The organism is Paractinoplanes lichenicola (assembly GCF_016785085.1).
Taxonomy (GTDB): Bacteria; Actinomycetota; Actinomycetes; order Mycobacteriales; family Micromonosporaceae; genus Actinoplanes; species Actinoplanes lichenicola.
Genome location: NZ_JAENHO010000002.1, coordinates 821857 through 848119 on the forward strand (window position 1 = coordinate 821857; position 26263 = coordinate 848119).

23 protein-coding genes are annotated in these 26263 nt (G+C 71.3%); 10 read left to right on the forward strand and 13 right to left on the reverse strand.

Annotated features, from left to right (window positions below):
* Positions 1-9: 9 nt before the first annotated feature.
* The gene (locus JKJ07_RS08320; RefSeq protein ID WP_202990636.1) at positions 10-1608 is read right to left on the reverse strand and encodes an IPT/TIG domain-containing protein; all 1599 of its coding nucleotides are present in this window, start codon (positions 1606-1608) and stop codon (positions 10-12) included.
* 288 nt (positions 1609-1896) lie between these two features.
* Between JKJ07_RS08320 and JKJ07_RS08325 the strand changes: the two genes are divergently transcribed.
* The 5 genes from JKJ07_RS08325 (at position 1897) to JKJ07_RS08345 (ending at position 6075) form a co-directional block, all read left to right on the forward strand.
* A complete protein-coding gene (locus tag JKJ07_RS08325; RefSeq protein ID WP_202990637.1) occupies positions 1897-2634 on the forward strand; it encodes an NUDIX hydrolase in 738 nt (245 codons plus the stop codon).
* Positions 2631-3512 carry a serine/threonine-protein kinase gene (locus JKJ07_RS08330; protein WP_202990638.1) on the forward strand — a complete coding sequence of 294 codons (882 nt, stop codon included), beginning with the start codon at positions 2631-2633 and terminating at the stop codon, positions 3510-3512. The genes JKJ07_RS08325 and JKJ07_RS08330 overlap by 4 nt, the downstream gene beginning before the upstream one ends.
* A 12-nt stretch (positions 3513-3524) precedes the next feature.
* Positions 3525-4481 (forward strand): hypothetical protein, encoded by a 957-nt coding sequence (locus JKJ07_RS08335; protein ID WP_202990639.1) that lies wholly within the window; start codon positions 3525-3527, stop codon positions 4479-4481.
* Positions 4478-5680 carry an adenylosuccinate synthetase gene (locus JKJ07_RS08340; protein ID WP_202990640.1) on the forward strand — a complete coding sequence of 401 codons (1203 nt, stop codon included), beginning with the start codon at positions 4478-4480 and terminating at the stop codon, positions 5678-5680. The genes JKJ07_RS08335 and JKJ07_RS08340 overlap by 4 nt, the downstream gene beginning before the upstream one ends.
* 104 nt (positions 5681-5784) lie before the next feature.
* Positions 5785-6075: a DUF1540 domain-containing protein gene (locus tag JKJ07_RS08345; RefSeq protein ID WP_202990641.1), complete on the forward strand. Its 291-nt coding sequence runs from the start codon at positions 5785-5787 to the stop codon at positions 6073-6075.
* A 73-nt stretch (positions 6076-6148) separates the two neighbouring features.
* Here the strand turns inward: JKJ07_RS08345 and JKJ07_RS08350 are convergent, their stop codons facing one another.
* From JKJ07_RS08350 to JKJ07_RS08380, 7 genes are all read right to left on the reverse strand, one after another.
* The gene (locus JKJ07_RS08350; protein WP_202990642.1) at positions 6149-7294 is read right to left on the reverse strand and encodes a DUF5925 domain-containing protein; all 1146 of its coding nucleotides are present in this window, start codon (positions 7292-7294) and stop codon (positions 6149-6151) included.
* 51 nt (positions 7295-7345) lie between these two features.
* Positions 7346-7780, reverse strand: coding sequence for a nitroreductase family deazaflavin-dependent oxidoreductase (locus JKJ07_RS08355; RefSeq protein ID WP_202990643.1), 435 nt, complete (start codon positions 7778-7780; stop codon positions 7346-7348).
* Between the two features lie 65 nt (positions 7781-7845).
* Positions 7846-8607 carry a class I SAM-dependent methyltransferase gene (locus JKJ07_RS08360; protein WP_202990644.1) on the reverse strand — a complete coding sequence of 254 codons (762 nt, stop codon included), beginning with the start codon at positions 8605-8607 and terminating at the stop codon, positions 7846-7848.
* Between the two features lie 375 nt (positions 8608-8982).
* On the reverse strand, positions 8983-10188 hold the full coding sequence (locus JKJ07_RS08365; RefSeq protein WP_236028474.1) for a VWA domain-containing protein: 1206 nt from the start codon (positions 10186-10188) through the stop codon (positions 8983-8985).
* A 112-nt stretch (positions 10189-10300) separates the two neighbouring features.
* Positions 10301-12685 (reverse strand): DUF5682 family protein, encoded by a 2385-nt coding sequence (locus JKJ07_RS08370; RefSeq protein ID WP_236028475.1) that lies wholly within the window; start codon positions 12683-12685, stop codon positions 10301-10303.
* Complete coding sequence (locus JKJ07_RS08375) at positions 12678-13739, reverse strand: ATP-binding protein (RefSeq protein ID WP_202990645.1); 1062 nt, start codon at positions 13737-13739, stop codon at positions 12678-12680. The genes JKJ07_RS08370 and JKJ07_RS08375 overlap by 8 nt, the downstream gene beginning before the upstream one ends.
* Before the next feature lie 23 nt (positions 13740-13762).
* Positions 13763-16537 (reverse strand): SWIM zinc finger family protein, encoded by a 2775-nt coding sequence (locus JKJ07_RS08380; protein ID WP_202990646.1) that lies wholly within the window; start codon positions 16535-16537, stop codon positions 13763-13765.
* A gap of 78 nt (positions 16538-16615) precedes the next feature.
* Between JKJ07_RS08380 and JKJ07_RS08385 the strand changes: the two genes are divergently transcribed.
* Positions 16616-17260 carry a Rossmann-fold NAD(P)-binding domain-containing protein gene (locus JKJ07_RS08385; protein ID WP_202990647.1) on the forward strand — a complete coding sequence of 215 codons (645 nt, stop codon included), beginning with the start codon at positions 16616-16618 and terminating at the stop codon, positions 17258-17260.
* Here the strand turns inward: JKJ07_RS08385 and JKJ07_RS08390 are convergent.
* On the reverse strand, positions 17141-18124 hold the full coding sequence (locus JKJ07_RS08390; RefSeq protein ID WP_202990648.1) for an EamA family transporter: 984 nt from the start codon (positions 18122-18124) through the stop codon (positions 17141-17143). The two genes, JKJ07_RS08385 and JKJ07_RS08390, sit on opposite strands and share 120 nt — an antisense overlap.
* 69 nt (positions 18125-18193) lie before the next feature.
* Between JKJ07_RS08390 and JKJ07_RS08395 the strand changes: the two genes are divergently transcribed.
* A complete protein-coding gene (locus JKJ07_RS08395) occupies positions 18194-18685 on the forward strand; it encodes a MarR family winged helix-turn-helix transcriptional regulator (protein ID WP_307834167.1) in 492 nt (163 codons plus the stop codon).
* On the opposite strand, the gene JKJ07_RS08400 is transcribed toward JKJ07_RS08395, so the two are convergent.
* Positions 18675-19682, reverse strand: coding sequence for a glutathione S-transferase family protein (locus tag JKJ07_RS08400; protein WP_202990649.1), 1008 nt, complete (start codon positions 19680-19682; stop codon positions 18675-18677). The two genes, JKJ07_RS08395 and JKJ07_RS08400, sit on opposite strands and share 11 nt — an antisense overlap.
* 86 nt (positions 19683-19768) lie before the next feature.
* On the opposite strand from JKJ07_RS08400, the gene JKJ07_RS08405 reads away from it, so the two are divergent.
* Entirely contained in the window at positions 19769-20869 is a 1101-nt protein-coding gene (locus JKJ07_RS08405) for a calcium:cation antiporter (RefSeq protein WP_307834168.1), read from the forward strand.
* A 1057-nt stretch (positions 20870-21926) separates the two neighbouring features.
* On the opposite strand, the gene JKJ07_RS08410 is transcribed toward JKJ07_RS08405, so the two are convergent.
* Positions 21927-22961, reverse strand: a complete 1035-nt coding sequence (locus JKJ07_RS08410) for a LacI family DNA-binding transcriptional regulator (protein WP_202990651.1) — start codon at positions 22959-22961, stop codon at positions 21927-21929.
* Positions 22962-23118: 157 nt separating this feature from the next.
* Here JKJ07_RS08410 and JKJ07_RS08415 point away from each other — a divergent pair, with 157 nt between their 5' ends.
* Positions 23119-24516: a DUF1996 domain-containing protein gene (locus tag JKJ07_RS08415; protein WP_438871367.1), complete on the forward strand. Its 1398-nt coding sequence runs from the start codon at positions 23119-23121 to the stop codon at positions 24514-24516.
* 57 nt (positions 24517-24573) lie between these two features.
* Here the strand turns inward: JKJ07_RS08415 and JKJ07_RS08420 are convergent, their stop codons facing one another.
* The gene (locus JKJ07_RS08420) at positions 24574-25140 is read right to left on the reverse strand and encodes a DUF305 domain-containing protein (protein WP_202990652.1); all 567 of its coding nucleotides are present in this window, start codon (positions 25138-25140) and stop codon (positions 24574-24576) included.
* Positions 25141-25258: 118 nt separating this feature from the next.
* Positions 25259-25636 (reverse strand): VOC family protein, encoded by a 378-nt coding sequence (locus JKJ07_RS08425; RefSeq protein ID WP_202990653.1) that lies wholly within the window; start codon positions 25634-25636, stop codon positions 25259-25261.
* Positions 25637-25753: 117 nt separating this feature from the next.
* On the opposite strand from JKJ07_RS08425, the gene JKJ07_RS08430 reads away from it, so the two are divergent.
* Positions 25754-26209, forward strand: coding sequence for a group II truncated hemoglobin (locus JKJ07_RS08430; protein WP_202990654.1), 456 nt, complete (start codon positions 25754-25756; stop codon positions 26207-26209).
* The last annotated feature ends 54 nt before the right edge of the window (positions 26210-26263 follow it).

Here is a 26263-nt window from a genome sequence, read left to right on the forward strand (position 1 = left end):
TCAGACGGTCTAGAAGTCCGAGACCGTGAAGGTCGAACCGCTGGAGACGACCGACTTGGTGTAGTTGGCGTCGGCGTTGGTGCCGGCGGGCTGCACGTCGTTGAGACCGTTGCTCACCACAGTGACGGTGTAGGAGTCGACCGGAACCGGCCCCTGGGTGACGATGGTGAGGCTGGCGCCGGTGGCGGTGGCCGTCGCGGCCTGGGACAGCGTCGCGGCCCCGTCGTTGGCCACCGCCGTCAGCGTGGTGCCGGGCGCGATGCCAGGACCGGAGATGTAACGGCCGACGTCCTGCGTGGTGATGAACGTGCCCGCGGCGCCGGTGACGGCGGTGCTGCCGCTGGTGGTGTTGACGGCCGCCGTGCGCGGGCCACCGACAGTGATCGACAGGCTGGAGCCCGTCGCCGTCGCGTTCTGCGACAGCGTGACCGCCGTGGCGCTGGTGTAGCTGGCGATGTACGTGCCGGCGGGAATGCCCGGGCCCGTGATGGCCCGGCCGGCGTCGGTGGCGGCGAAGCCGGTGCCGGTGAGCGCGGCGCTGCCGCTCGTGGTGGCGCCGGCGTTCGTGACCTTGGAGTTGGGGCCGGCGATGGTCAGGCCGAGCGAGCAGAGCAGCTCGTTGTCGGCGATGACGATGACGTTGGTGCACTCGTCGGTCTGGCCCAGCGTCTTGCTGCTCGCGCCGGACGGGTCGTACGAGCCCCGGACCAGGTAGACGTGGCCGCCGGTGGCGTTCGGCGTGAAGCCACTGGTGTTCGGGAAGTCGATCGACATGAAGCCGACGCCGCTGATGTCGAGGTCGACCGGCGTGTTGACGTTGTTAGGCGCCGTGTTCGGCGAGACCACGATGCCGTTGGCGTAGGTGAACAGGTTCGCCTTGGTCGTGGTGGCGCCGAGCGTGTTGGCCGTACCACCGGGGGTGGTGACGGTCAGCAGCATGGGGCCGCCGGCCTTCATCGCCGGCGTCGTGGCCGTGAAGGTCTGCGCGTCGATGTACTTGATGTCGCTCAGCGCCTGGCCGCCGATGGTGGCGCTCAGGTTCGTGGACGTGAAGTTGTCACCCTTCACGGTCACCGTGGTGCCACCGAGGCTCGGGCCGCCACCGGGGCTGATGCTGGTGATCACCGGCTTGGTGCCGACGGTGTAGTTGCCCTGAGCCACCACCGCGCTGCCACCGGTACCGGTCGTGGTGCCGTTGTAGGTGCAGAGCTTGTAGTTGGTGGCCGTCGCGCCGGACGCCAGCACAACACCGGTCGGTACGGTGACGGCGATCTTCTGCGGCGTCAGGTAACGAACAGTCGCGCCCTGGTTCGTGCCGGGGGCGGTGTAGATCGCCGGGCACTGCGTCGACGTGGTCGCGGCCGCCACGAACTGCGCGTTCGTCGCAGTCGTGAACTGCGTCGGGTTCGGCGACGTCGGGTTCGTGGTGATCGTGGCGGTCACCGTGTTGCCGCCGCCGGTCGGCCCGAAGACCGAGCTCAGGGTCAGCGTGCCCACCGCGGCGTAGGCGGGGGTCATGCCCAGCGCGACGACGAGCGCGCTGGACGCTCCCGTCGCGAGCCCTGCGCGGACCATCCGCTGCCGGGCTGTGGTCGTGGACTTGCGCATGCGAGGTCCTCCTACGGTCCTAAAGGAACCGCTGGTCGGGATGTATTTGGGCCCGCGCATGACTTGATCCACGGGCCGTCTCGCCGGAAGCGTAACGTCGGCTTATGTTGCGATTTAGGTAGAACGAAGAAGTTCGTTGTATTTGCAACCGTGGTCGGTTTTGCGCCTATCACGACGCTCGTCGGCGGGCAGGTCAAAGCCAGAATGCATCGTTGACAGCGAGGGCTCTCGGCGCTAGGTTCTTCTCAGATCGAGTATTACTCAGTTTGAGAACAACAGGCGGGCGAGATGCAGAACGAAGGCGAGTTCCTGGCCGGCTACGACCCGGCGGCCTATCCGTCGATGGCGGTCACAGTGGACGTGGTGGCGCTGACCATTCGGGACGGCCGGCTCTGCGTCCTGCTGGTCGAGCGGGCCGAGCACCCCTTCGCCGGTCGCCGGGCCCTTCCGGGCGGGTTCGTCCGTGAGGAGGCGCTCGACGTGGCGGCGATGCGCGAGCTCGAGGAGGAGACCGGCGTCCAGCTCGAGCGCGTCCATCTCGAGCAGCTCAAGACGTACGGGAATCCTGGTCGTGACCCTCGTATGCGGGTGTTCTCGGTGGCCTATCTGGCGTTCGCGCCGAGCCTGCCCGAGCCGGAGTCCGGCAGCGACGCGTCAGGGGCCTACTGGGTGCCGGTCGAGGAGGCCACCGGGCTGGCCTTCGACCACGACGCGATTCTCGCCGACGGGCTCGACCGGGCCCGCTCCAAGATCGAGTACACGCCGCTGGCCACGGCGTTCGCGGGGGACGAGTTCACGATCTCGGAGCTGCGGCAGATCTACGCCGCGGTCTGGGGCGAGGAGTTGCACGCGGGCAACTTCCACCGCAAGGTGCTCTCGGTGCCCGGCTTCGTCGAGAGCACGGGCGAGACGGCGGCGCGGGGCGGCGAGCGTGGCGGGCCCAAGCCCAAGCTCTACCGGGCCGGCGACGCTCGGCTGCTGCACCCGGCGTTGTTGCGGCCCACGCGTGAGGACGACGTCCGATGAGGTTCGCGGAGGCCGTCGAGCGGATCGAGCGGGCCCGCAGTTTCGCCGAGCTGGGGGATTCGTACCGGGAGCTTGCGAAGGCAGTGCACCCGGACGCCGTGAGCCAAGCGGAAACCGCGGCCGCCACCAGGGCCTTCGCCACTCTCTCGCGGCTCTACCGCGAGCGGAACCGCCGCGTGATCGAGGGGGACATCGCCGACCTGGTGGCGGACGGGGGCACCCTGACCAAGATCCCGCGCAGCCCGGCCGACAGCGACCTGATGGAGGCCGAGGCCCGCGCCCTGACGACGCTGCGGGACAAGGGCGACCCGAAGTATCGGTACTACGCGCCGCGGCTGCGGGACAGCTACCTGCACGAGGACCGCGAGCGGAAGCGGCGCCGGGTCAACGCCATCGAGCGGCTCGACGGGTTCGTGCCGCTGAGCGAGGTGAACCGGCGGATCGATCCGCGCGACGCGGCCTGGGTGTGGCGGCGGCTGCTGGTCGGGCTCGGCTGGGCCCACCGCGCCGGCGTGATCCACGGGGCGGTCCTCGAGGAGCACGTGCTCATCCACCCCGAGAAGCACGGCCTCGCGCTCGTCGACTGGTGCTACTCGGGACCGCGAGCGAAGGCCATCGTCGCCCGGCGCCGGGATGCGTACGCGCCCGAGGTCCTCACCACCAAGACCGTCACGCCGGCCACCGACATCTACATGGCCACGGGGCTGATGACCCGCATCGCCCAAGACCTGCCGCGGCCGCTCAAAAGGTTCGCCGACGGCTGCCTGTACGACGCACCGCGCATGCGCCCCCAGGACGCCTGGCGGCTGCTCCACGAGCTCGACGAGACCCTGCACAACCTTTACGGGCCGCGGCAGTTCCGGCCCTTCCAGCTCTAGAAGGAGAAGATCATGGGAAGCGGACGCTGGTCGACCGACGTCTACACCGCCGCCGACAACTACCGCCGGGCCACCGGGGCGAGCGCCTTCGCGTACAGCGACAGCGGCGCCCGCAAGGCCCACCCGGCCCTCGACCCCAAGGGCGTGACCAAGCGGGAGAGCCGCGACAGCGACGAGCACCCCTTCAGCACGCCGATCGCGGTGCTGTTCGACGTCACCGGCTCGATGGGCGGGGTGCCGCGGGTGCTGCAGACCAAGCTGCCGCAGCTGCTGGGCCTGCTGACCCGCAAGGGCTACGTCACCGACCCGCACATCCTGTTCGGCGCGGTCGGCGACGCCACCTGCGACCGGGTGCCGCTGCAGATCGGCCAGTTCGAGTCGGACAACCGGATGGACGAGGACCTGGCCCGCATCGTGCTCGAGGGCGGGGGCGGCGGGCAGATGACCGAGTCGTACGAGCTGGCCATGTATTTCATGGCCCGGCACACCGCGCTCGACTCGTGGGAGAAGCGGGGGAAGCGGGGCTACCTGTTTCTGATCGGCGACGAGATGCCGTACAAGAAGGTCCACCCGCGTGAGGTCGAGAAGTTCATCGGCGAGCGCACCGAGCCGATCGGCACCGAGGAGCTGGTCGTCGAGCTCCAGCGGACGTTCGACGTCTACTACCTGCTGCCGACCGCGGCCGGTCACGGCGGCAACCGTGACGTGCTGAAGCGGTGGCGCGGGCTGCTGGGACAGAACGTGCTGGAGCTCGACGACCTGGACGCGGTGTGCGAGACGATCGCGCTCACGGTCGGTCTCGGTGAGGGCACCGTCGACCTCGACTCGGGGCTCGACGACTTGGTCGACGCCGGTTCTTCACACCGGGGAACCGTCGGCAAGGCCCTCGCTCCGCTGCAGCGTGGGGGCGTGGTGCGGCGGGGGACCCTGCCGGTCGGCAGCGCGGCGTCGGGGAACGAGCGGCTGTGACCGAGCACGTCGCGGTGGTCGACCTCGGCTACGGGGACGCCGGCAAGGGCACGATCGTCGACGCTCTGTGCGCGTACGGGGAGAAGCGGGCGGTGCTGCGCTTCAACGGGGGAGCGCAGGCCGCGCACAACGTGGTCACCGAGGACGGGCGGCAGCACACGTTCGCGCAGTTCGGGTCGGGCACGCTGCGTGGCGTCCCGACCCACCTGACCCGGTTCATGGTGGTCGACCCGCTCGCGCTGGCGGCCGAGGCGGCGGCCCTGGGCAACCCGTTCGAGCTGCTCACGGTGGACGGCGATGCCCTGCTCGCCACTCCGTGGCATCGTGCGGCCAATCAGCGGCGGGAACGGGCGCGCGGCGGGTCCCGTCACGGTTCGTGCGGCATGGGCGTCGGCGAGAGCATGGCGTACGCGCTGAGTCACGACGACGCCCCCCGAGTCTCGGACACCCTTTCCCGTACGAGGCTCCGCCGTCGCCTGGCCGCGCTGGAGTCCGGCCTCGGGCCCGCCGGGGTGCCGCTCGACGACGTCGTGGAGGCGTTCCTGGCGTTCGGCCGGACGGTGCCGATCGTCGGTTCCTCGTACGCGGACCGGCTGCTGAGCGAGGGGCCGTGCGTGTTCGAGGGCGCGCAGGGGGTGCTGCTCGACGAGTGGCGCGGCTGGCACCCGCACACGACCTGGTCGACGACGACGTTCGGCAACGTGGAGTCGCTGTGCTCCTCGTTCCGGCGGCTCGGCGTCGTGCGCACCTACACGACGCGGCACGGCGCCGGCCCGTTCGTGACCGAGGACGCGACGCTCGACCTGCCCGAGGGGCACAACGCGACGGGGGAGTGGCAGGGCGCCTTCCGGGTCGGGCACTTCGATGCGGTCGCCCACCGGTACGCGGTCGAGGTGGCCGGCGGCGTCGACGGGCTGGCCGTCACCCACCTCGACAGCCCGGACCGCTGCCCGGCCCTGCGGATCTGCGAGTCGTACACGGTCGACGGCGCGTCATGGTCGCGGATCGCCCCCGGGCCCGAACGTGATCTTGGCTATCAGGAGGCGCTCACGGCCCGCCTGAACCGGGCGCGGCCGGGCCGGCTGACCCGCCCGGACGACTGGGCCGGGGCGATCGAAAGTCTTCTGTCGGCCCCGGTCGAGATCGAGTCCTACGGGCCCGGATCAGCCGACAAGAAGTTCTTGAATCGCATTTCTTAGGTGCGCCTTACCTAATCAAATAAAATCGTGGTGTAGTTTCGGCATTTCCGGGAAATGGTTTATGGTCGACGTGACCGGGTTGAATAAATGGAGGCGACGATCCCATGACTCAGATGCTGGAAATGCCCCGCGTGCAGACCTGCACAGTGACGAGCTGTGGCTACAACCACGACGGCTGCACCGCCTTCGCGGTCACCATCGGCAGCGCCATCTCGGCCGAGTGCGACACCTACGTGACCGGCGACAAGGGCGGCACGGGCAAGGCGTTGGCGCAGGTGGGCGCGTGTAAGCGCTCCGACTGCACGCACAACGAGAACCTCGAGTGCAAGGCCCCCGCGATCGTGGTCGGCGAGTCCGGCGACAAAGCCGACTGCATGACGTACGAAAAGGGCTGACCATACGCTCGGTAATGCGCCCGCCGTTGCTCATCGCGACGGCGGGCGCATTTATTTAGGTAAGCCTTCCCTTTTACAGATACATACCCGTACTGGGTTCCGGCTTGGGCACCGTGACCGGCTCGCTGCCGGTCTTGAGCGCGAACAGTTCGGCCAATGTCGCCCCGCGCGCGCCGATTCCGCGCGACGTGCCCAGCCAGGCGACGGCCTCCTCGTACGGCAGGCGGCCGACCTCGATGCTGGCCAGGCAGCGCCCGGGTCGCACGACGGCCGGGTGCAGCGACGCCAGATCCTCGTTCGTGGTGATCGCGATCAGCGCGTTGCGGCCCTGACCGAGCAGGCCGTCGGTCAGGTTGAGCAGCCGCGACAGCGACTGCCCGGCGCTCGCCTTGGCCTCGCCGCTGATCAGCTCGTCGCAGTCCTCCAGCATGAGCAGGCGCCAGCGCGGCTCGTCCTCGTCGTCGCTGCCCAGCGCCACGCTCATCAGATAGGCCGGGTCGTTGAACAGCCGCTCCGGGTCGAGCACGCAGTCGACCTGGCACCACGAGCGCCACTGCTGGGCCAGCGCGCGCAACGCCGTCGTCTTGCCGGTGCCGGGCTCGCCGTGCAGCAGCAGCAGACGCCCGTTGATCGTCTTGCCGTCGAGCTCCATCAGCCGCTCGAGCGTGGCCGCGACCGGGCCGGCGTAGTTGCGCCGGATCGACTCCCACGGCGCGGCGTCGATCTCGCGGGCGGCGCGGCGCGGGCCGTGCTGTCCGAAATGCCAGAACCCGATCGGCACGTTCTCGGGCGCGGGCTCGGGGGCCTGGACGGCGTCCTTCGTGGCCGCCTCGAGGATGGCGTCGGCCAGCTCGGCGCTGACCGCGGTGACAGTGACCCGGGCCCGGCGGCTCTGCTTCCAGCGGTTCACGTGCAGCGTCCAGCCGTCACCGACCGCGAGCAGGCCCTGACCGTCCTCGTCGACCGCATCCCGTACGGTGCGCGCGCCCTCGGCGATCAGGGGCGCGTCGGCGCGGACATTCTCCAGATACTTACTGCGCCCGTACGGCTCCCGACCGGTGACGAAAGCGTCCAGCGCGAGCAGATCCACCACGTCGACCAGGCGGTCGCCGTCGTCCACCGCGCCGGCCAGCGGCAGGGCGGCCGACACGGGCGCGACCGGCGCCTGATCGACGTGCCGGCTGCCGAGCCGGTCGACGGACTGGTGGGGAGTACGCATACTCCGATGATCGTCCGTCGATGCCCGGATGGCATCCGGTTTTTCCTCAGTTCACCGGCGCGTGAGGACAAACACCGGGATGAGGCGGTCGGTCTTCTTCTGATACTCGGCGTAGTTGGGGAACGCCGCCACGGCGCGCTCCCACCAGACCGCGCGCTCGTCGCCGGTGACCTCGCGGGCCACGTAGTCGTGCTCCTCGGTCTCGTCACGCAGCTCGACGTGCGGTTGCTTGCGCAGGTTGTAGACCCACACGGGGTTCTTCGGGGCCCCGCCGAGCGAGCCGACCACCGCGTACTCACCCTCGTGCTCGACCTTCATCAGCGGCGTCTTGCGCAGCTTGCCGGTCTTGGCCCCGACCGAGGTCAGCAGCACCACCGGTTTGCCGTGCAGCTCGTTCCCGGCGGTGCCACCACTCTCTTCGATCTTGTCAGCCTGCTTGCGGGCCCAGTCAGAAGTGCTGGGCGCATACTCTCCACTCAACGGCACCCGGCCAGCCTATGCCGCCCACGTCCCCCACGCCCGCCGTCACCACAGCCCGGCCACGTTGCGCGTCAGCGCAGGCCGACGACCGCCGCGTCGGTGCCGCCTCGCCACAGCACGCCGGCCTCGGTGAAGCCGGCCACCCGCAGCGCGTCGACGTGCCACAGCGCCGGCGGCGTCCACTCCTGGCTGTGCCGGGTCCGCGGATAGATCCGTTCCCGCTCGACGGCCTTGGGCGCCAGGAACTCGTCCTCCGCCGCCTTGGCCCACCAGTCACCCCACGACGTCGCCGCGCCCGCCGCATACCGGGCCTCACGCTCGGCCCGCCCATGATCGCGCAGCCGCTCCGACAGCGTGGGCAGCGACTCCTCGGGCATGTGGTCGGCGTTCACAAAGATCCCGCCCGGCCGCAGCACCTCGCGCACCTCGCCGTAGAGCGCCGCCACCCGCTCGGCCGGCAGCCAATGCAAGGCCGTCGCGGTGAGCACGGCGTCGAAGCCCTCCTCCGGCAGCTTCGCCCGCCACCCCGGATCGCCCAGGTCCGCGTCGACCACCGTGCCCCGATCACGCAGCGACGCCGAAGCGATAGCCATCAGCACCGGATCCTGGTCGAGCACCGTGACCCGCGCTCCCGGAAAACGGGCCAGCGCACGCAACGAGATCGTGCCCGTGCCACCGGCCAGATCGAGCACCCGCGGCGCCGCCCCCTCGGTCGTGGCCGCGACCGCCTCGAGCATCGCGGCGAACCGCTCCTCACGGTCAGGCAGGAACGCCTGCTGTTGCCTGTCCCAGCTTTCCTGCCACACGCGAGGGTCGCTCAAGTAAGCACTCATACCCCACACGCTAGTTACCGCGCGGAGCCGTCACAACCCTCCGCCCACACCCGAATCCAGCCGCCATCGCCCGGCCGCCCGAGCCGCCGCAACTGCCCACTTCGGGCCGTTCCAAGCCGCGCCGGCCGCCCGCTCGCGAGTCGCTCCGAGCCGCGGCAATTGCTCGCATCCCAGGCCGACTTCGACCCGCGCCGCCCACCCGCCCGAGAGTCGCTCCGAGCCGCGGCAACTGCCCGCCCGGGCAGGTCCAAGCCGCGCCGTCCGACCACCCGCCCGCAAGCCGCTCGGAGCCGCGCCGACCGCCTGTCCTGAGCCGCTCAGACCCGCGCTAATCACCCGCCGGCGAGCCACCCGGCGTGAAACGCGTGAGCCCGCCTAAAGCACCCCTCCCGCCTTCCGCTCGTCGGCGAACCGTTCAGCGAACGCCTTCAAATCCCGGCGTTCGATAGCGGCCGCCATGAGGTCCGGGAACGCGTCCGGCGTGCAGGCGAAAGCGGGCACCCCGAGAGCCGCCAGCGCCGCCGCGTTCTCGTGGTCGTAGGCCGGCGCGCCCTCGTCGGAGAGCGCCAGCAGCACCACGACCTGCACCCCGGCCGCCGTCATCTCGGCCACCCGGCGCAGCATCTGATCGCGCACGCCACCCTCGTACAGGTCGCTGATCAGCACGAAGATGCTGTCCCGCGGCCTCGTGATCAACTGCTGGCTGTACGCGATGGCGCGGTTGATGTCGGTGCCCCCGCCCAGCTGCGTGCCGAACAGCACCTCGACCGGGTCCTTGAGCTGTTCGGTCAGGTCGACCACCGACGTGTCGAAGACGACCAGCGACGTGCGCAGCGACTTCATCGACGCCAGCACGGCCGCGAACACGCCGGAGAACACGACCGACGCCGCCATCGACCCCGACTGGTCCACGCAGAGCACCACATCCCGCTGTACGGCCGAGGTGCGCCGCCCGTAGCCGATCAGCCGCTCCGGAATGACCGTGCGGTGCTCGGCCTGGTAGTGCTTCAGGTTGGCCTGGATCGTGCGGTTCCAGTCGATGTCGGCATGCCGCGGCCGGTTGATCCGGGCGGCCCGGTTGAGCGCCCCGGTCACCGCGGCCCGGGTCTTCTGCTCGATCCGCTTCTCCAGCTGCTCGACCACCGTCCGCACGACCTGCCGGGCGGCGTCCTTGGTCTGGTCGGGCATCACCCGGTTGAGCGAGAGCAGCGTGCCGACCAGGTGCACGTCGGGCTCGACCGCGCTCAGCATCTCAGGTTCGAGCAGCAGCCGGGTCAGGTCGAGCCGCTCGATCGCGTCCTGCTGCATGACCTGCACGACCGTGCTCGGGAAGTACTCACGGATGTCGCCCAGCCAGCGCGCCACCTTCGGCGCCGACCCGCTCAGCCCGGCCGACCGGCGGCTGCTCTTCTCGCCGTCGCCGTCGCCGCCCTGGTCGTAGAGCGCCGACAACGCCGAATCCATCGCGCCGTCCCGCCCCTCGGCCTTGCCCAGCGCCTCGTCGGCCGGCCCGCCGAGCACCATCCGCCACCGCCGCAGCCGCTCCCGCCTGGCCTCGTCCCCACCGATGTCGTCGCTCATCGAACCTCCCGTCCTAGGTCCTGTTTCGTAGTGGGGGTGGGAGCGAGGCCGGGTCCAGATTTCGTCTGGTGGTGGCCCGGGGAAGCCTGGCTCCCGGTGTTGGAACCTGGCTTCACGGGACGCCGCCAGGCGGGATCTGGGCCCTGCCGCAGCCCCGCCCCCACTGCGAAACAGGGCCTAGCAGGGCACTCAGGGTGGGCAGCACCGAATCGGCGCGGGCCGGGTCGAAGCCGAGCCCGCCCGCGGTGTGCCCCGGGTCGCCCGTGCGCGGCCCGGCCACCCGTTCGCCGATCGCCCGCCGCTCGCCCGACTCGAACGCGCCGAACGTGCGGCGCAGCAACGGCAGCACGTCGTCGAACGCGTCGGGCGCGATGTCGGCCAGCCAGTCGTCGAGCACCGCCAGCAGCGCGTCGTCGTGCACGAGCAGCAGCCCGCCGCCCGACAGGAACCCCTCGACCCAGGCCGCCGCGTGCGCCGGCGCGGTGCCGACCGTCAGCGGCAGCCGCAGCCGCCGGCGCACCTCGGCCCCGTCGAGCCGGCCCGCGTCGAGCAGCAGCCGGGTCAGCCGCCCGGCCAGCAGCCCGTGCAGGTCGGCCCGCCCGGCCAGTGACTCCAGCGTCGACACCCAGCGGTCGCGCAGGTCGTCGTCGGAGAGCAGGCCGACCGCCGCGTGCACGCCGTCGATCCGGTCGCGCAGCACCTTCGCGGCCTCGTCGGAGAGCGAGCCCACGGCCGAGGGCAGCGCGGCGCAGACCCGGCCGAGCAGGCTGGTCGTCACGGTGGCGAGCCCGGCCACATCCGTACGCCGGACGTCGCCGTACCGCAGCGTGCGGGCCAGCGCCGGGATCGCCGCCATCAGGTGGTTCACGTCGGCGTCGAGCGCCGCGCGGGTGTCGAGCGCGGCCAGGACCTGCGGGTACGCCTCCGCGAGATCCGCCAGCAGGCAGGTCTCGACGAGCGCGGTCACGTCGGCCAGCGTCTCGGCCTTGTGCGCGGCCCGCACCACCTTGGCCGTGGCCGCGGCGACCACGGTGGTGCCGTACATGCTGCCCTCGACGAGGCGGACGGCGAACTCGGGCTGCCAGCGCAGGCGCCACTCCTCGCGGAAGGTGCCCGTGCCGCGCCGGGTCGACGCCGGCTCGCCCCACGGCACGCTGATCGTGCGGAGCCGATGCAGCAGGCGGCTGCGCTTGAGGTCGGTCTCTTTGCGCAGGTCGAGATCGAGGGCACGTTCCAGCGCCTCGGGCTTGAGCCGCGCGGACCGCTGCTGGGCGGCCAGGTCCTTGGCCAGCGGCACGGCCGGCATGTCGTCGGGCACCCCGCCGAGCCGTTCGCCGACGACCAGCTTGCGGGTGATCAGCTCGACGCGCAGGGGCTCGCCGTCGCACATGACCGACTCGGCCGCCTCGGTCACCTCGGACAGCCCGGCCAGGGGCCGCCCGCGCAGGGTGGCCAGCGCCTCGGCCAGGCGGGCGGCCTCGATGACGTGCGCCGACGACGTGGGCACACCCTCGGCCCGCAGCACCCCGGCCGCGTCGACCAGCCAGCGCGGCACGACCTCGTCGGCCGACGTGAACAGGTGGTGATACCAGCCCGGTGAGGTGACGCCGGCGCCGTAGCCGGACCACGACGCCAGCCGCCCGTACGTCCACGGCACCCAGGTGAAATCGACCTTGGCCTTCTTGCGCCCCTTGAGCAGCGCGTTGTCGTCCTTGACGGCGACCTTGCGGGTGAGCGCGGGCACGTGCCACGCCCCGCACACGACGGCGATGTCCTCGTGCGTCTTGCGCACCTCGCGGAGGACGCTGCGCATGTACGCCTCGCGCACGAGATCGTCCGGATCCTCCGGCGACTGCTCGCGAATCGCCGTCATCGCCTCGGCGATGGCCTCGAACGCGGGCATGCCCCGATGCTCGACGACGTCTTCCCACCAGCGCTCGGGGTCGTCGTAGCCCGCCGCGGCCGCCAGCTCCCCGATCGGATCGACCGGCCGCCTTGGCCGCTCAGGCTCGCCGCCACCCGACTCCGAGTCTGGGCTCGAGTCCGAACCCGAGTCAGGCGAAGGCCCCGCGTCCGGCAAAGGCTGGGCCAGCGGCCCGGCCGGCGCGACGTCAGCGGCGCCGGGGTCATCCGGCGGCGGCTCGGCCTGACCCGGCGCGGGCGCGGCCGCCCGCGCCTCATCGGTCAGCCGATAGGCGAACGGCAGATCGAAGAATCGCACCGGAATTCCGCGCGAAACCGCCCACCGGATCGCCTGCCACTCCGGCGAGAACACCGCGAACGGCCAGAACGCCGCCCGCCGCGGATCGTCCGAGGCATACCCCAGCAGCGCGACCGGCGGCTCCAGCCCCGAGTCGGCCACCCACCGCACCAGCGCGTCGGCCTCGGGCGGCCCCTCGATCAGCAGCACCTCGGGCGGCTGCCGTTCGAGCTCCTGCACCACCGCCCGGGCCGACCCCGGGCCGTGGTGCCGAATGCCGTAGAGACGTTCAGGCATCGCGGGCGGCCCGATAGAAGTCGCGCCAGTCGGTCCGCTCGCGCACGACGGTCTCCAGGTATTCGCGCCACACCACCCCGTCGGAGACCGGATCTTTCACGACCGCGCCGACGATGCCCGCGGCCACGTCGCCCGGGTGCAGCCGCCCGTCGCCGAAGTGCGCCGCCAGCGCCATGCCGTTCGTGATCACCGAGATGGCCTCGGCGGTCGACAGCGTGCCGGTGGGCGACTTCAGCTTGGTGCGGCCGTCCTCGGTCAGTCCGCCGCGCAGCTCGCGGAAGATCGTCACCACGCGCCGGATCTCGTCGAGCGCGGCCGGCACCTCGGGCAGGTCGAGCGACTGGCCGAGCTGGGCCACCCGCCGCGCGACGATGTCGACCTCGTCGTCGGCCGAGGCCGGCACGGGCAGCACGACCGTGTTGAACCGGCGGCGCAGCGCGCTGGAGAGCTCGTTGACCCCGCGGTCGCGGTCGTTGGCCGTGGCGATCAGGTTGAAGCCGCGCTGCGCCTGCACCTCGGTGTTGAGCTCGGGCACCGGCAGCGTCTTCTCCGACAGGATCGTGATCAGCGCGTCCTGCACGTCGGAGGGCACGCGGGTCAGCTCCTCGAGCCGGGCGATCGTGCCCGTCTGCATGGCCCGCATGATCGGGCTGGCCATCATGGCGCCCTCGGAGGGCCCCTCGGCGAGCAGGCGCGCGTAGTTCCACCCGTACCGGATCGCCTCTTCCGCCGTGCCCGCGGTGCCCTGCACGAGCAGCGTCGAGTCGCCCGAGATGGCCGCGGCGAGATGCTCGGAGACCCACGTCTTGGCCGTGCCGGGCACGCCGAGCAGCAGCAGCGCCCGGTCGGTCACGAGCGTGGACACCGCGACCTCCATGAGCCGGCGCGGTCCCACGTACTTTGGGGTGATCTTGGCGCCGTCGCCGAGCAGGTAGGTCACGACGGCCTGCGGGGAGAGTCGCCAGCCGGGCGGGCGGGGCCGGTCGTCGGCGGCGGCGAGCTGGGCCAGCTCCTCGGCGTACTGGTCCTCGGCGTGCGGGCGCAGTGCGGTCACGGGTAACTCCAAAGTCGCGGCGGTCAGGAAGCTGTGGTCAGCTCGGCGAACATCTCTTGGCGGAACGTCAGGGTGCGGGCCAGCTCGGCCACGGGCCGCACGCGGGAGGGGTCGGCCGGCTCCTGGTCGAGCTGCAACGCGAGGCGGCTCACCAGCTCGGCATAGGCCGGCGGCATGGCCAGGCCGGCCTCGCGACACAACTCGCCCAGCTGCCAGCTGTGCCGGTCGGTGCGGGCGCGATGGGCGATCGTCTCGAGCACGGCCACCGACAGCTCCTCGGGCCAGTGGCCGGGGTGGATCGCGAGCAGCCGGTTGGCCAGCCCGTCGTCGCGGCGCAGCGCGTCGGCGGCGAGCCGGCCCAGCTCCGCGGGTGGCAGCACCAGATGCAGATCCCACCGTACGGATTCCCGCAGCGCCCCGGACACGTCGGCGAGCAGCGCGCCGGCCCAGGCCGGATCCTGCTGGACGACCGCCGCCTTGGCCCAGCCGTGCAGCAGCGGCGTCTCCCAGTCGTTGCCGCGGGCCAGCCGCAGCATCGTCGCCGGGGCCGACCACGTGTCGAGCGGCGTGGCCGCCACGACCTCCTCGAGCAGCCAGGCGCTGACGCCGATGCCCCGGGCCGGGGTCGAGGCCACGCCGTCGCGGCGCAGCGCGGCGTCGAGCTCCTCGGGCGGCGTCACGACGAGCCGGTCGGCGCCGAGCAGCCGCCGCTCCCGCTGCACCAGCGTCAGGGCGCGCTCGGCCATGCGGCTGCGCAGCTGCGAGCCGGGCAGCCGGCGCAGCAGGTCGAGCGCGGCCTCGCGCACCTCCTTGCGGCGGTCGTCGAGGGCTGCCTCGAGGAACGGGTCGTCGTCGGTGGACAGGCCGGTGGCCAGCGCGCCGACGAACCGGGCGCGATCGTCGGAGGACTCCTCGGCCCAGGTGCTGATCAGCAGCTCGCGGGCCTGGGCCGGGTCGGTCTCGCGGAGCCGGGTCAGGTGACCCACGCGCTCGCCGGAGCTGCCGGTGTGCCAGTCGGGCAGCATCGCCACCACTGTCGTCTCGTCGCGCAGCCAGCGCCAGTCGGCCCGCATGCCGGCCAGCCAGGCGCCCCGGCGGCCGGCCACCCGGGCCAGCGCGGGCCGGACGATCGAGTTGCGCCGGCCCGCGTCGAGCAGCGCCGGCAGGGCGGACGGGGGCACGTGACCGCCCCGCTCGGCCGCGGCGGCGAGCCACTGGCTGAGCAGCTCCTGCGCGAGCTGGGCGCCGCCGGGCACGGCCCCGCCCAGGATGCGCAGCAGGCGCGCGCCGGCCGGCGTGGGCAGCGCGGCCTCCGTCTCGCCGGGAGTGGCCGGCACCGCCTCGTGCCCGTCGCCGGGCAGCACCCCGGCGCGATGCCGGGTGAGGGCCACGGCGGCCGCCTCCAGCAGCGGGACCTCGCCCGTCCAGGGGCGGCGGTTGGTGCCGACCAGCGCCGAGGCCAGCAGCTCGGGCGGCAGCTCGGGGTGGCGGGCCGGGGCCGGGCCGGGCACCGGGGGAGCGGCCGCCACGAACTCGCCCTCGACCCAGGCCGCGAGCGGGCGCAGACCGGTCGGCGACCACTCGGCCGCCACCGTCGCCGGGCGCCCGCCGGCCGCGGCCAGCAGCCACCACGGCTCGCGATGGCCGGGGGCGAGCGGCAGGGCGGCGCCGGACTCGTCGACCAGCCAGGCGTCGCCGCTGGGGACGACGCCGGCCAGCAGCACGGGCGCGTCGAACCGCCACGGCTCGGCGGCGACGGTGGCGGTGTAGCCGGACAGGGCCGTGGCCAGCGGCACCGCGCCGCTGGGCTCGCGGAACGGCTCGGCGGCGCTGGTCTTGTCGGCGACGAGGGCGCGCAGCGGGGCCGAGCCCGGATAGAAGGCCAGCTCGCCCCGGAATTCTGTGCCGGCCACGAGGTCGGCGGCCATCGGCTGGCCGGGCGCGGCGAACGAGAGCACCAGCGCGAACCGGCCGCTCGCCTCGCCCCGCAGCCACGTGCGCCGGGTGGTCAGGGCGCCGTCGTCGGACTCGACCTGGCCCAGCACCTGCCACCGGTCGGTCACGCGCGGACCGGCCAGCACGTCGTCGGTCGCCACCGGGAAGCCGATCCGGCTGCGCACCGTGGCGGCCAGCTCGGGCGGCAGGTCGGCCAGCCGCTCGTAACCCGCGACGAGCAGCCGCAGCAGCGCCAGCTCGCCGAGCAGGCGGTCGGCCCAGTGCGGCCCGATGCCCGCGATCGAGCCGAGCCGGCGCACCGCGCCCGCGGCCGCCGGGGCCTGCGCGTCGACCAGGCGGGCGGCCATCGCCTCGAACGGCTGCGGCCCGCTGCGCTGGGCGCCGGCCAGGCCCTGCCGGATCTGGTCGTCGAGCCAGCGGCTGAGCTCGGTCATGCCGCCCGCGACCCGCTCGGCCCGCTGCTCGACCCGCTTGGCCGCGGCGGCCGGATCGGGGGCCGCGGCGGCCGTCTTGGGCTTGGCCGCCCGGGCGGCCCGCGCGGCCTGCCACTGTTTCGCGAACTCGGCGGCGGGGGCGTCGGCCACATCGGACTCGGCCCACAGCATGAGCAGGGCCAGCGAGTGCTTGCAGGGGATCTTGCGGCTGGGGCACGAGCACTTGAACGCGGGACCGGTCAGGTCGACGCAGACCTGATAGTTGCGCAACTGTCCCCAGAGGATGTCGTCGAGCCGCCCGGTCGCCGACCACGAGGCCGGGAAGGACAGCCCGCGCGCCGCCTTCACCGACGGGGCATCGGGGGCGAGAGTCTCGACCTGAGCGGCCGACCAGCGTTCAACGGGCACGGGAAAACCCTATGCGGCGGGTACGACATTTTCGCCGCCCCCGCTCACGCCCGCCGGGAGCGATGAAATGATCGGACCATGAAGGTCGTGGTCTTCGGGGCAACCGGCATGGTCGGCCAGGGTGTGCTGCGCGAATGCCTGCTCGCGCCCGACGTGGAGCAGGTGCTGGCCGTCATCCGCACGCCGACCGGCCTCACCCATCCGCGCCTGCGCGAGGTCCGCCTCGACGACTTCACAAATCTCGAGCCGATCAAGGACGAGCTGTCCGGGTTCGACGCCTGCTTCTACTGCCTGGGCGTCTCGTCGGTCGGCATGGACGAGGCGGCGTACACCCGCGTCTCCTACGACTACCCGATGGCCGCCGCGCGCACGTTCGCCGAGCTCAACCCCCAAACCACTTTCGTGTACGTCTCGGGGGCCGGCACCAACGCCGAGGGCCGCCAGATGTGGGCCCGCGTCAAGGGCCGGGCCGAGCGCGAACTTCTCGAGCTGCTGCCCAACGCGTACGCCTTCCGTCCTGCCATGATCCAGCCCACCCACGGCATCCGCTCGAAGACCCGCTGGTACAACGTGCTGTGGACGGCCACCGCGCCGCTCATGCCCCTACTCGACAGGGTGGTTCCCCGATACGTGACGACCACCGACCGGGTGGGGCAGGCCATGCTGCGGGCCGCCCGGGTCGGGTTCGCCGGGCACATCGTCGAGAACGTCGACCTCCGCTAGCGGAGGCGTCTCGAGGGCCGGAGCGCCGGTCCGCTGCCCCCAGGTGACGGCGGCGAAGGCGACGACCATGCCGATCACCTGCAGCGGCGTCAGGCGCTGGCCCAGCGCGGCCCAGCCGACGACCGTGGCCACGAGCGGGGAGAGCAGGCTGAGCAGGGCGAGCCGGGCGGCCGGCAGGCGGTCGAGGCCCCAGAACCACAGCGAGTAGCCCAGCGCGGTGCCGATCAGCGAGAGGTAGGCGTACCCGGCCAGGTTGGTCGCGGTCAGCCGGGGCGGCAGGCCCTCGACGAGCAGCATCACCGGCACCAGCACCAGCCCGCCGGCGGTCAGCTGCCAGCCGGTCGCGGTCAGCAGCGGCACGCCGGGGCGGCCCCAGCGCTTCGTCAGCACCAGGCCGAACGCCATCGAGCCGGCGCCGACCAGCCCCGCCACCAGGCCCACCGCGTCGAGCCGGGCCGAGGCTGTGAGCACCGCCAGGGCGACGCCGGCCGCACCCAGCACGGCTGCCACGACCGTACGGAGGGCCACGCGCTCGGTCAGCAGCAGCACCGTCAGCCCGGCGACGATCAGGGGCTGGACCGCCCCCAGCACCGCGGCCATGCCCCCGGGCAGCCGATACGCGGCGAGGAAGAGCATCGCGAAGAACAGGCCGATGTTGAGCGTGCCGAGCACGGCCGACCGCCACCACCACGAGCCGTACGGGAGCCGCCGGGTGAGGGCGAGCAGCAGCAGCCCGGCCGGCAGCGCGCGCAGCACCCCGCCCACCAGCGGGCGCTCCGGGGGCAGGAATTCGGTGGTGACGGCGTAGGTCGTACCCCAGACGACCGGGGTGATCGCCGTGAGCAGGAGAACCGGTGGCCGCATCTCGAACCTCTCGACGCAAAGTATCTCGACATCAAGATAAATCCGGCTGGAGTTCGACACAATGGTGGAGTGACGACAGACTCAGGCGACCGGGTGGACCTGATCATCCGGCAGTGGGCGCGGGAACGACCCGACCTCGAGACGACGGCCATGTCGGTGTTCGGGCGGATCTTCCGGCTCTCCCGGCTCGCCGGCGACCGGATGGAACAGGCCTACACCCCGTACGGGATCGGCCGCCCCGAATTCGATGTGCTGGCCACCCTGCGCCGGGCCGGCGACCCGTTTCAGCTCTCACCGGGCGAGCTGGCCGCCTCGATGATGCTCAGCACCGGCGGCACGACCGCGCGGCTCGACCGGCTCGAGCGGGCCGGCATGATCGAGCGGCTGCCCTCACCCAGCGACCGGCGCGGCGTGCTGGTCCGGCTCACCCGGCCGGGCTTCGACGTGGTCGAGCAGGCGGTCGGGGCCGGCCTCGCGGAGCAGCAGGACCTGCTGGCCCACCTCTCCCCGGAGAAGCAGCGTCAGCTCGACGCCCTGCTGCGCGAGGCGCTCAGGGGATGACGCCGTGACCCGGCGGCACCACCTCGGCCGGCTTGGGCGGCGGCGGGGGAGTGCCGTCGCCGAACGGCCGCCCGCCCAGCTTCTCGCGGCCGTGCTCGGTCAGCCAGCCGGAGAGGTCGGGGCCGGCCGGCACGATCCCGGTCGGATTGATGTCCTTGTGCACGATGTAGTAGTGCTGCTTGATGTGCACGAAGTCGGTCGTGTCGCCGAAGCCCGGGGTCTGGAACAGGTCACGGGCGTAGGCCCAGAGCACCGGCATCTCGGTCAGCTTGTTGCGGTTGCACTTGAAGTGGCCGTGATAGGCCGCGTCGAACCGGGCCAGCGTCGTGAACAAGCGCACGTCGGCCTCGGTGATCGTGTCGCCGACCAGGTAACGCTGACCGGCCAGCAGGTCCGACAGCATGTCGAGACGGGCGAAGAGCCGCTCGTACGCCGCCTCGTAGGCCTCCTGCGTGCCGGCGAACCCGGCCCGGTAGACGCCGTTGTTGACGTCCGCGAAGACGAACCGGTTGACCTTGTCGATCTGCTCCCGTAGCTCCTCCGGATAGAGCTTCGGTGCCCCCGTACGGTGAAATTTGGTCCACTCGAGCGAGAGGTCGATGGTCATCTGGGCGAAGTCGTTCGTGACGACCTGACCGGTCGGGACGTCGACGATCGCGGGCACCGTGATGCCCTTCGGATAGTCCGGGATCCGCTTGAAGTACGCCTCCTGCAGCCGCTCGATGCCCAGCACCGGGTCGCGGCCGTCCGGATCCAGGTCGAAGGTCCAGCTGCGCTCGTCGTGGGTGGGCCCGGCGATGCCCATCGACAGCACGTCCTCCAGGCCCAGCAGGCGGCGGACGATGATGGCCCGGTTGGCCCACGGGCAGGCGCGGGCGGCCACGAGCCGGTATCGGCCCGGCTCGACCGGAAAGCCGTCCCGGCCGTCGGCGGTGATCCGGGTGGTGATGTACCGCTGGTCCCGGTTGAATTCGCCCTTGGGGTTCACGTACGCCATGACCCCATCCTGCGACCTGCCGGACGGAAATGCCCGGCGAACGGGTCTGGGGCACTGAGCTGCCCGAAATCTGCCAGAGTGGGCGGGTGGCCGCCTCGATCCGAAGTTATCTCACGCAATGGACGGTGTTCGTTCCGCTCATCGCCATTGTCGCCCTCGTGTTCACGTGGGGCCGCGACCTGCCGTCGGCCGTCGTCGTGGTGGCCGCCCTCCTGCTCGGCGGCGCTGTGCTCGCCGCCGTCCACCACGCCGAGGTGGTCGCGCACAAGGTAGGCGAGCCCTTCGGCTCCCTCGTGCTGGCCGTGGCGGTCACGATCATCGAGGTCGCCCTCATCGTCACCCTGATGATCAGCGGCGGCGAGAAGACCCAATCCCTGGCCCGCGACACCGTCTTCGCCGCCGTCATGATCACCTGCAACGGCCTGCTCGGCGTCTCCTTGCTGGTCGGGGCCCTGCGCCGGCACGTCTCGGTCTTCAACGCCGAGGGCACCGGCGGCGCCTTCGCCACGGTCGCCACCCTGGCCACGCTGTGCCTGGTGCTGCCCAGCTTCACCACCAGCCGCACCGGCCCGCAGTTCTCCCCGGCCCAGCTCACGTTTGCCGCCGTCGCCTCGCTGTGCCTCTACGGCCTGTTCGTCACGGTCCAGACCCGCCGCCACCGCGACTACTTCCTGCCGATCACCACCAGCGGCAAGGTCATCGACGTCGAGGAACACCTGGACCCGCCGTCGTCCCGAACCGCCCTGGTCAGCCTGGGCACCCTGATGGTCGCCCTGATCGCCGTGGTCGGCCTGGCCAAAGGCGTCTCCCCCGCCGTCGAATCCGGAGTGGCCGCGATCGGCCTGCCCCAAGCCGTGGTCGGCGTAGTGATCGCCCTGCTGGTCCTGCTCCCCGAAACGATCGCCGCCATCCGCGCCGCCGCCCGCGACCGCGTCCAAACCAGCCTCAACCTCGCGATCGGCTCCGCCATGGCCAGCATCGGCCTGACCATCCCCGCCATCGCCATAGCCATGATCTGGCTCGACGGCCCCCTGCTCCTAGGCCTCGGCGGCACCCAAATGGTCTTGCTGGCCCTCACCGTAGGCGTCGGCACCCTCACCATCGTCCCCGGCCGAGCCAACGTCCTCCAAGGCGGAGTCCATCTGGCCCTGCTCGCCGCATTCCTCTTCATGGCAGCCAGCCCGTAAAGACCAATATCCCCGTACGAGTCGTCACCGCCCCCAAAAGCAGTAGGCCCGAACCGGGCGCGCCTCGCCCGCTGAGCGGTCCTTGCAGGCCGTAGCGCGTGCTCCGGCCGTGGCGGTGGGTCACGCACAACGCGTTCCCCGCGCCAGTTCGCGCACCCTCGCGCACCCTCGCGCACCCTCGCGCATTCTCATGTCGGTTCGCGCACCGCGCACCTTCGCGCACCTTCGCGCACCTTGGGCTGGGCTCGCGCGTCCGCGCTGGGCTCGTGCACCTTCGCGCACCTTCACGCCGGGCTCGCGCACCTTCGCGCATTCCCATGCCGGTTCGCGCACCGCGCACCTTCGCGCACCTCGCACCTTGCGCCGGGCTCGCGCACGGTCGCGCACCTTGGCCGGGCTCGCGCACCGTCGCGCACCTCGCGCCGGGCTCGCGCACCTTCGCGCACCTTGCGCTGGGCTCGCGCATTTTCACGCCAGGCTCGCGCACCTCGCGCATTCGCATGCCGGTTCGCGCACGCGCACCCTCAAGCACTCTTACGCCGGGCTCGCGCACCTTCGCGCACCTTGCGCTGGGCTCGCGTACCGTGCGCTGGGCTCGCGTACCGTGCGCCGGGCTCGCGTACCGTGCGCCGGGCTCGCGCCCTTCGCGCCGGCTTGGAGATTCCCGCGGTGGCTGACGCGTGATACGATGCCGTTCTGCCCGTGGGCGCTTTTCGCTGTGCCTGCTCCGGTGAGTTTTGTGCGGGACCGACCACCACGGCCGGAGCCCGCGCTACGGCGCGTAAGCCCTGATCAGCGGGCGAGGTGCGCCCGGTTCGGTCTTACTGCTTCTGGGGGCGGCGACGACTCGTACGGCTTCGGTGTTGATCTCGGGAGAAAGCGCGGGATCCCGACGCGCGCGAGATCCGGCCGGTGCAGGAGATTAGGCAGTCGCAGGGTAGCGGCCGTCGCGGGTGATCAGCCGACGCGGGGGATCAGGCCGTCGCGGAGGATCAGCTGACGCAGGGATCAGGCCGTCGCGGAGGATCAGCTGAAGCAGGGAGCAGCGCCGCGGGGATCAGGCCGACGCGCGCGTGATCAGGGCGGGTTCGTAGATGACTGACGACACGCGCATGGCCGGGTCTTCGATGCGGGCCAGCAGGAGGCGGGCGGCCTCGGCGGCCATGTCTTCCAGTGGGTGCCGGATCGTCGTCAGGGCGGGGGAAGCGGCCACGGCGGCGCTGCTGTCGTCGAAGCCGACCACCGCGACGTCGGCGGGCACCGACCGGCCGGCCTCGCGCAACGCGGCCAAGGCGCCCAAAGCCATCAGGTCGTTGGCCGCGAACACGCCGTCGAGCTCGGGGTTGGCCGTCAGCAACGCGCGCATCGCCGTCTCGCCGCTGTCGCGGGTGAAGTTGCCGGGCTCGGTGGGGACCCAGCCGTGGCCGCGGCGGGCCATCGAGCGGCGGAAGCCGGCGATGCGGTCGCTGCTGGCGGGGACGTCGGCCGGGCCGGAGATCATGGCGATGCGCTGGCAGCCGCGGGCCAGCAGGTGGTCGGCGGCCAGGGTGGCGCCGGTGTCGTTGGCCAGGTCGACGTAGTCGATGGGGACCGGCTCGGCGGGACGGCCGATCAGCACGGCGGGCACGCCACCCTCGGTGAGCATGCGGGGCAGCGGGTCGATCGGGGGCAGCGACAGCACGATCGCGCCGTCGGCCTGGCCGTTGCGCAGGTCGCCGACGAGGCGTTTGCGCTGGTCGTCGGTGCCGACGATCTGCAGGGCGAGCTGGACGCCCTTGCCACGCAGCACGCTCATCAGGCCGCCGACGACGCGCCCGAAGTAGGGGTCGGCGAAGAAGCGGCCCATGAACGGGTCGTCATCATGCGTCTCGGAGTCGGAGACGACCAGCGCGACCGTGCCCGTGCGCCGGGTGACCAGCGAGCGGGCCAGCCGGTTGGGCACATAACCCGTACGCCCCACGGCGTCCCACACGACCTCGTGCAGCTGCGGGTCGACGTTACGGATGCCGTTGATCACGCGGGAGACGGTGGCTCGGGAGACCCCGGCCATCCGGGCGACGTCCTCGAGGGTCGGGAGCCGCTCGGTTCGCATAGACGTCTTTATAGCACAGCTGGAGAGCGCTCTCCCTCCGCGCGACCGGCGAGGCCGGCGAAGTTCCGGAACCAGCAGAAACCCGCGTACGTATTGACGCCCTTGACATCGCGGCGTAACACTCGGAAAGCGCTCTCCCATCCCCGAAGGAGACCTGGTGAATCCCCATCGACCTAGACGCATCCTGACCGTGAGCGCGGTCGCGGCCCTCACCGTGACCGCCGTTCTCGCCGGTGTCCGAACCGCTCAGGCGGCCGACACCCTGCTCTCCCAGGGCAGACCCGTCCTCGCCTCGTCGACCGAGAACGGTGGCGCCCCGGCCGCCGCGGCCGTCGACGGCAACACCACCACCCGGTGGGGCAGTGCGTGGAGCGACCCGCAGTGGCTCCGCGTCGACCTCGGCAGCACGGCCACCGTGACCCAGGTCAAGCTCGTCTGGGAGGCCGCCTATGCGAAGGCCTTCCAGATCCAGACCTCGGCCGACGGCACCACCTGGACGAACCTCTACAGCACGACCACCGCCGCGGGCGGCACGCAGACCCTGAACGTCAACGGCTCCGGCCGCTACGTCCGCGTGTACGGAACGCAGCGGGGCACCGGCTACGGCTACTCGCTGTACGAGTTCCAGGTCTACGGCTCGTACACGACCCCGCCGCCGACCGGTGGCCCGGGCTACGTGATGGCGAACCCGCCCGTCACCGGCGTCGTGCCGTCGACGGCCGTGCCGCCGGACACCAACCCGCCGACGACCCACCACGAGTTCCAGATGAACTGCTCGGTGAGCCGCAGCAACCTCAACGACGACCCGATCGTCTTCCCCGGGCTGGCCGGCGCCTCGCACTCGCACACGTTCATGGGCAACACGACGACGAACGCCAACACGACGGTGGCCAGCCTCAAGGGCGGCAGCACGTCATGCATCACGCCCGGTGACAAGACCGGTTACTGGATGCCGACGCTGCTCAACGGCGACACCGCGGTGCAGCCCGTGGGGCGGCAGACGATCTACTACAAGTCCGGCGTCATCGACTACCGCAGCGTGCGGGCGTTCCCCGAGGGCCTGCGCTACGTGGTCGGCAGCCCGACCGCCACGCTCGAGGACTTCCGCAACCACCCGGGCGCGGTGGAGGGCTTCGAGTGCGGTGACCTCTCGTTCCAGTGGGACATCCCGGCCAACTGTGTGGCGGGCAGCCAGCTCAACGTCCGCTTCCAGGCCCCCAGCTGCTGGAACGGGCTGCACCTGGACACGCCCGACCACAAGAGCCACATGGCGTACCCGGTGCTCGGGGTCTGCCCGGCCTCCCACCCGGTGGCCGTCCCGATGATCGAGTTCAAGATGGCCTGGCCGGTCAGCGGCAACATGAGCAACGTCCGCTTCTCCAGCGGCCGCGGCTTCTCGTTCCACTACGACGTCTTCAACGCCTTCGACCCGCCGACGCTGGCCGCCCTCGTCCGCCACTGCATCAACGGCGGACTCCAGTGCGACCCGCGCGGCTTCGACCTCTACAAGCCGGACCGCGGCGCGGCGCTCAACGCGAACTACGAACTGCCGTAACCCTCCGGGAAACGGGCGTTGCCGAAGTGGCGGCGCCCGTTTTCCGGTTGTCAACAATCAGGGAGAAGTGCTCGGGATTGTGGACAAGGCCACTTCCCTCGTACGCAGAATCTGCAGCGCCAAATCACGCGTCTGTGCCTCGGCCCCCGATTTGTCCTCGCTGCGGGCGAGGCTCTGGCCCTGCACCAGATGGGCCCGGATGAGCTTGGTCACCGTCTGGTCGAAGGCCGCGCCGACGAGCTGGGAGACGCCGGTGATGTCCTCCGGGGTGACCATGCCCGGCATCGGCATGCCCTTGTGCGGATTCTCGGTGGGCAGCCCGGCCTGGGTGTGCAGCTGCCGCAAAACGTTCAGCTCGGCCTCGGTGAACGACTTGACCTGCAGCGCGAGGGCGAGCGTGGCGGGATCCTGGGTGTGTTTCGGGGTGAGGTCGAGCAGCGGGAGCAGCTCCTCGTTCATCGCGATGTTGATCTGGATCCAGGCCAGGTCGGTGCCGCCGAAGCCGGCCGCCGGGGCCTGCGCCGGGGCGTTCGCGGTGGGGGTGGCCGCGTCGCCGGACCCGGTCGCCGAGCAGCCCGTCACCCCGAGGGCGGCGACGAGAAGGAGCCGGGGAATGTATTTCACGTTCGCGAGTCTGGCCGTTTATAGGCGCGGGTGTCAACAATTCGATATTGATGGATGGCAACGGGAACGTAACAAAGACTTTGTGTTATTCGTGACCCTCGACACCGTCGTCGGCCGGCTATTGGGCGTTCTCCCACAGCCCGATCAGGTTGCCCTCGGTGTCGTGGAAGTACGCGCTGAAGCCCATCGAGCCGACCGGCTGCCGCCCGATCGCGACCCGGCCGCCCAGCTTCTCAACCGTGGCCAGCGCCTCATCGATGCTGTCGACCCCGATGGTGATGACCGGCCCGGTGATCGGCCCCTGCCGAGCCATCATGCCGCCGTTGACGCCACCGGGCTCGGCCGGACGCCCCTGCTCGTTCGTCGGTGTGGTCGTGACCATGGTGTAGCCGAACCCGGGCATCGAGTCGAGCTGCCAGCCGAACGCCTCGCTGTAGAACGCCCTGGCCCGCTCCCCGTCGTCGAACGGCACCTCAAAATGGATCACTCTGTTCATCTCGCCACCTCCTGGCTCAGACCCTAGAACCGTTCACCATCCGTCGCATTGAGGACGCCATGTTCCTTGTCCAGGGTTCGTCGCAGACCGGTCGACGCAGCCTTGGGGGCGAGGTCAGTGACCACTTTGTACGAGTTCGCCGGGGGCGACGACGCACTGCATCGCCTGGAAGAGCTGTTCTATGCCAAAGCACTTGCCGACCCCGTGCTGCGCGGCGTATTCCCTGTTCGGCAGCCCACCCACGTCGACCACCTCACGTGGTTCACCGCAGAGTCCTTCGGCGGCCCGGACAGGTTCACCACGCAGCTGAGCTTTCAGCACATCATCGACGTCCACCGCCACCTGAAGATCACCGACGAGCAGCGGGAACGGTTCGTCGCCCTCTACCTGGAGGCCTTGGCAGAAGCCGGCCTGCCCGAGAACGACGCTTTCCGCACAGCGGTCCGCGAGCACGTCGAGTTCGGTGCCCACGTCGCCCAGCAAAACTCACACGCCACCACCGACGCCGAACTGCACCCGATCCGAGCAGTCCCAGCCTGGACCTGGCCCGGCCAATCTCAGCCGGAAGAGTAGCCAGAGACAAGGCGGCGCTTGTTGCAGATGGGTTGAACAGCGAGCGGCCGCGCC

Coding starts and splice junctions, on each gene's coding strand:
- JKJ07_RS08320 (WP_202990636.1), bottom strand. CDS start 1,608: ATGCGCAAGTCCACGACCACAGCCCGGCAGCGGATGGTCCGCGCAGGG.
- JKJ07_RS08325 (WP_202990637.1), top strand. CDS start 1,897: ATGCAGAACGAAGGCGAGTTCCTGGCCGGCTACGACCCGGCGGCCTAT.
- JKJ07_RS08330 (WP_202990638.1), top strand. CDS start 2,631: ATGAGGTTCGCGGAGGCCGTCGAGCGGATCGAGCGGGCCCGCAGTTTC.
- JKJ07_RS08335 (WP_202990639.1), top strand. CDS start 3,525: ATGGGAAGCGGACGCTGGTCGACCGACGTCTACACCGCCGCCGACAAC.
- JKJ07_RS08345 (WP_202990641.1), top strand. CDS start 5,785: ATGACTCAGATGCTGGAAATGCCCCGCGTGCAGACCTGCACAGTGACG.
- JKJ07_RS08350 (WP_202990642.1), bottom strand. CDS start 7,294: ATGCGTACTCCCCACCAGTCCGTCGACCGGCTCGGCAGCCGGCACGTC.
- JKJ07_RS08360 (WP_202990644.1), bottom strand. CDS start 8,607: ATGAGTGCTTACTTGAGCGACCCTCGCGTGTGGCAGGAAAGCTGGGAC.
- JKJ07_RS08365 (WP_236028474.1), bottom strand. CDS start 10,188: ATGAGCGACGACATCGGTGGGGACGAGGCCAGGCGGGAGCGGCTGCGG.
- JKJ07_RS08370 (WP_236028475.1), bottom strand. CDS start 12,685: ATGCCTGAACGTCTCTACGGCATTCGGCACCACGGCCCGGGGTCGGCC.
- JKJ07_RS08385 (WP_202990647.1), top strand. CDS start 16,616: ATGAAGGTCGTGGTCTTCGGGGCAACCGGCATGGTCGGCCAGGGTGTG.
- JKJ07_RS08390 (WP_202990648.1), bottom strand. CDS start 18,124: ATGCGGCCACCGGTTCTCCTGCTCACGGCGATCACCCCGGTCGTCTGG.
- JKJ07_RS08400 (WP_202990649.1), bottom strand. CDS start 19,682: ATGGCGTACGTGAACCCCAAGGGCGAATTCAACCGGGACCAGCGGTAC.
- JKJ07_RS08410 (WP_202990651.1), bottom strand. CDS start 22,961: ATGCGAACCGAGCGGCTCCCGACCCTCGAGGACGTCGCCCGGATGGCC.
- JKJ07_RS08425 (WP_202990653.1), bottom strand. CDS start 25,636: ATGAACAGAGTGATCCATTTTGAGGTGCCGTTCGACGACGGGGAGCGG.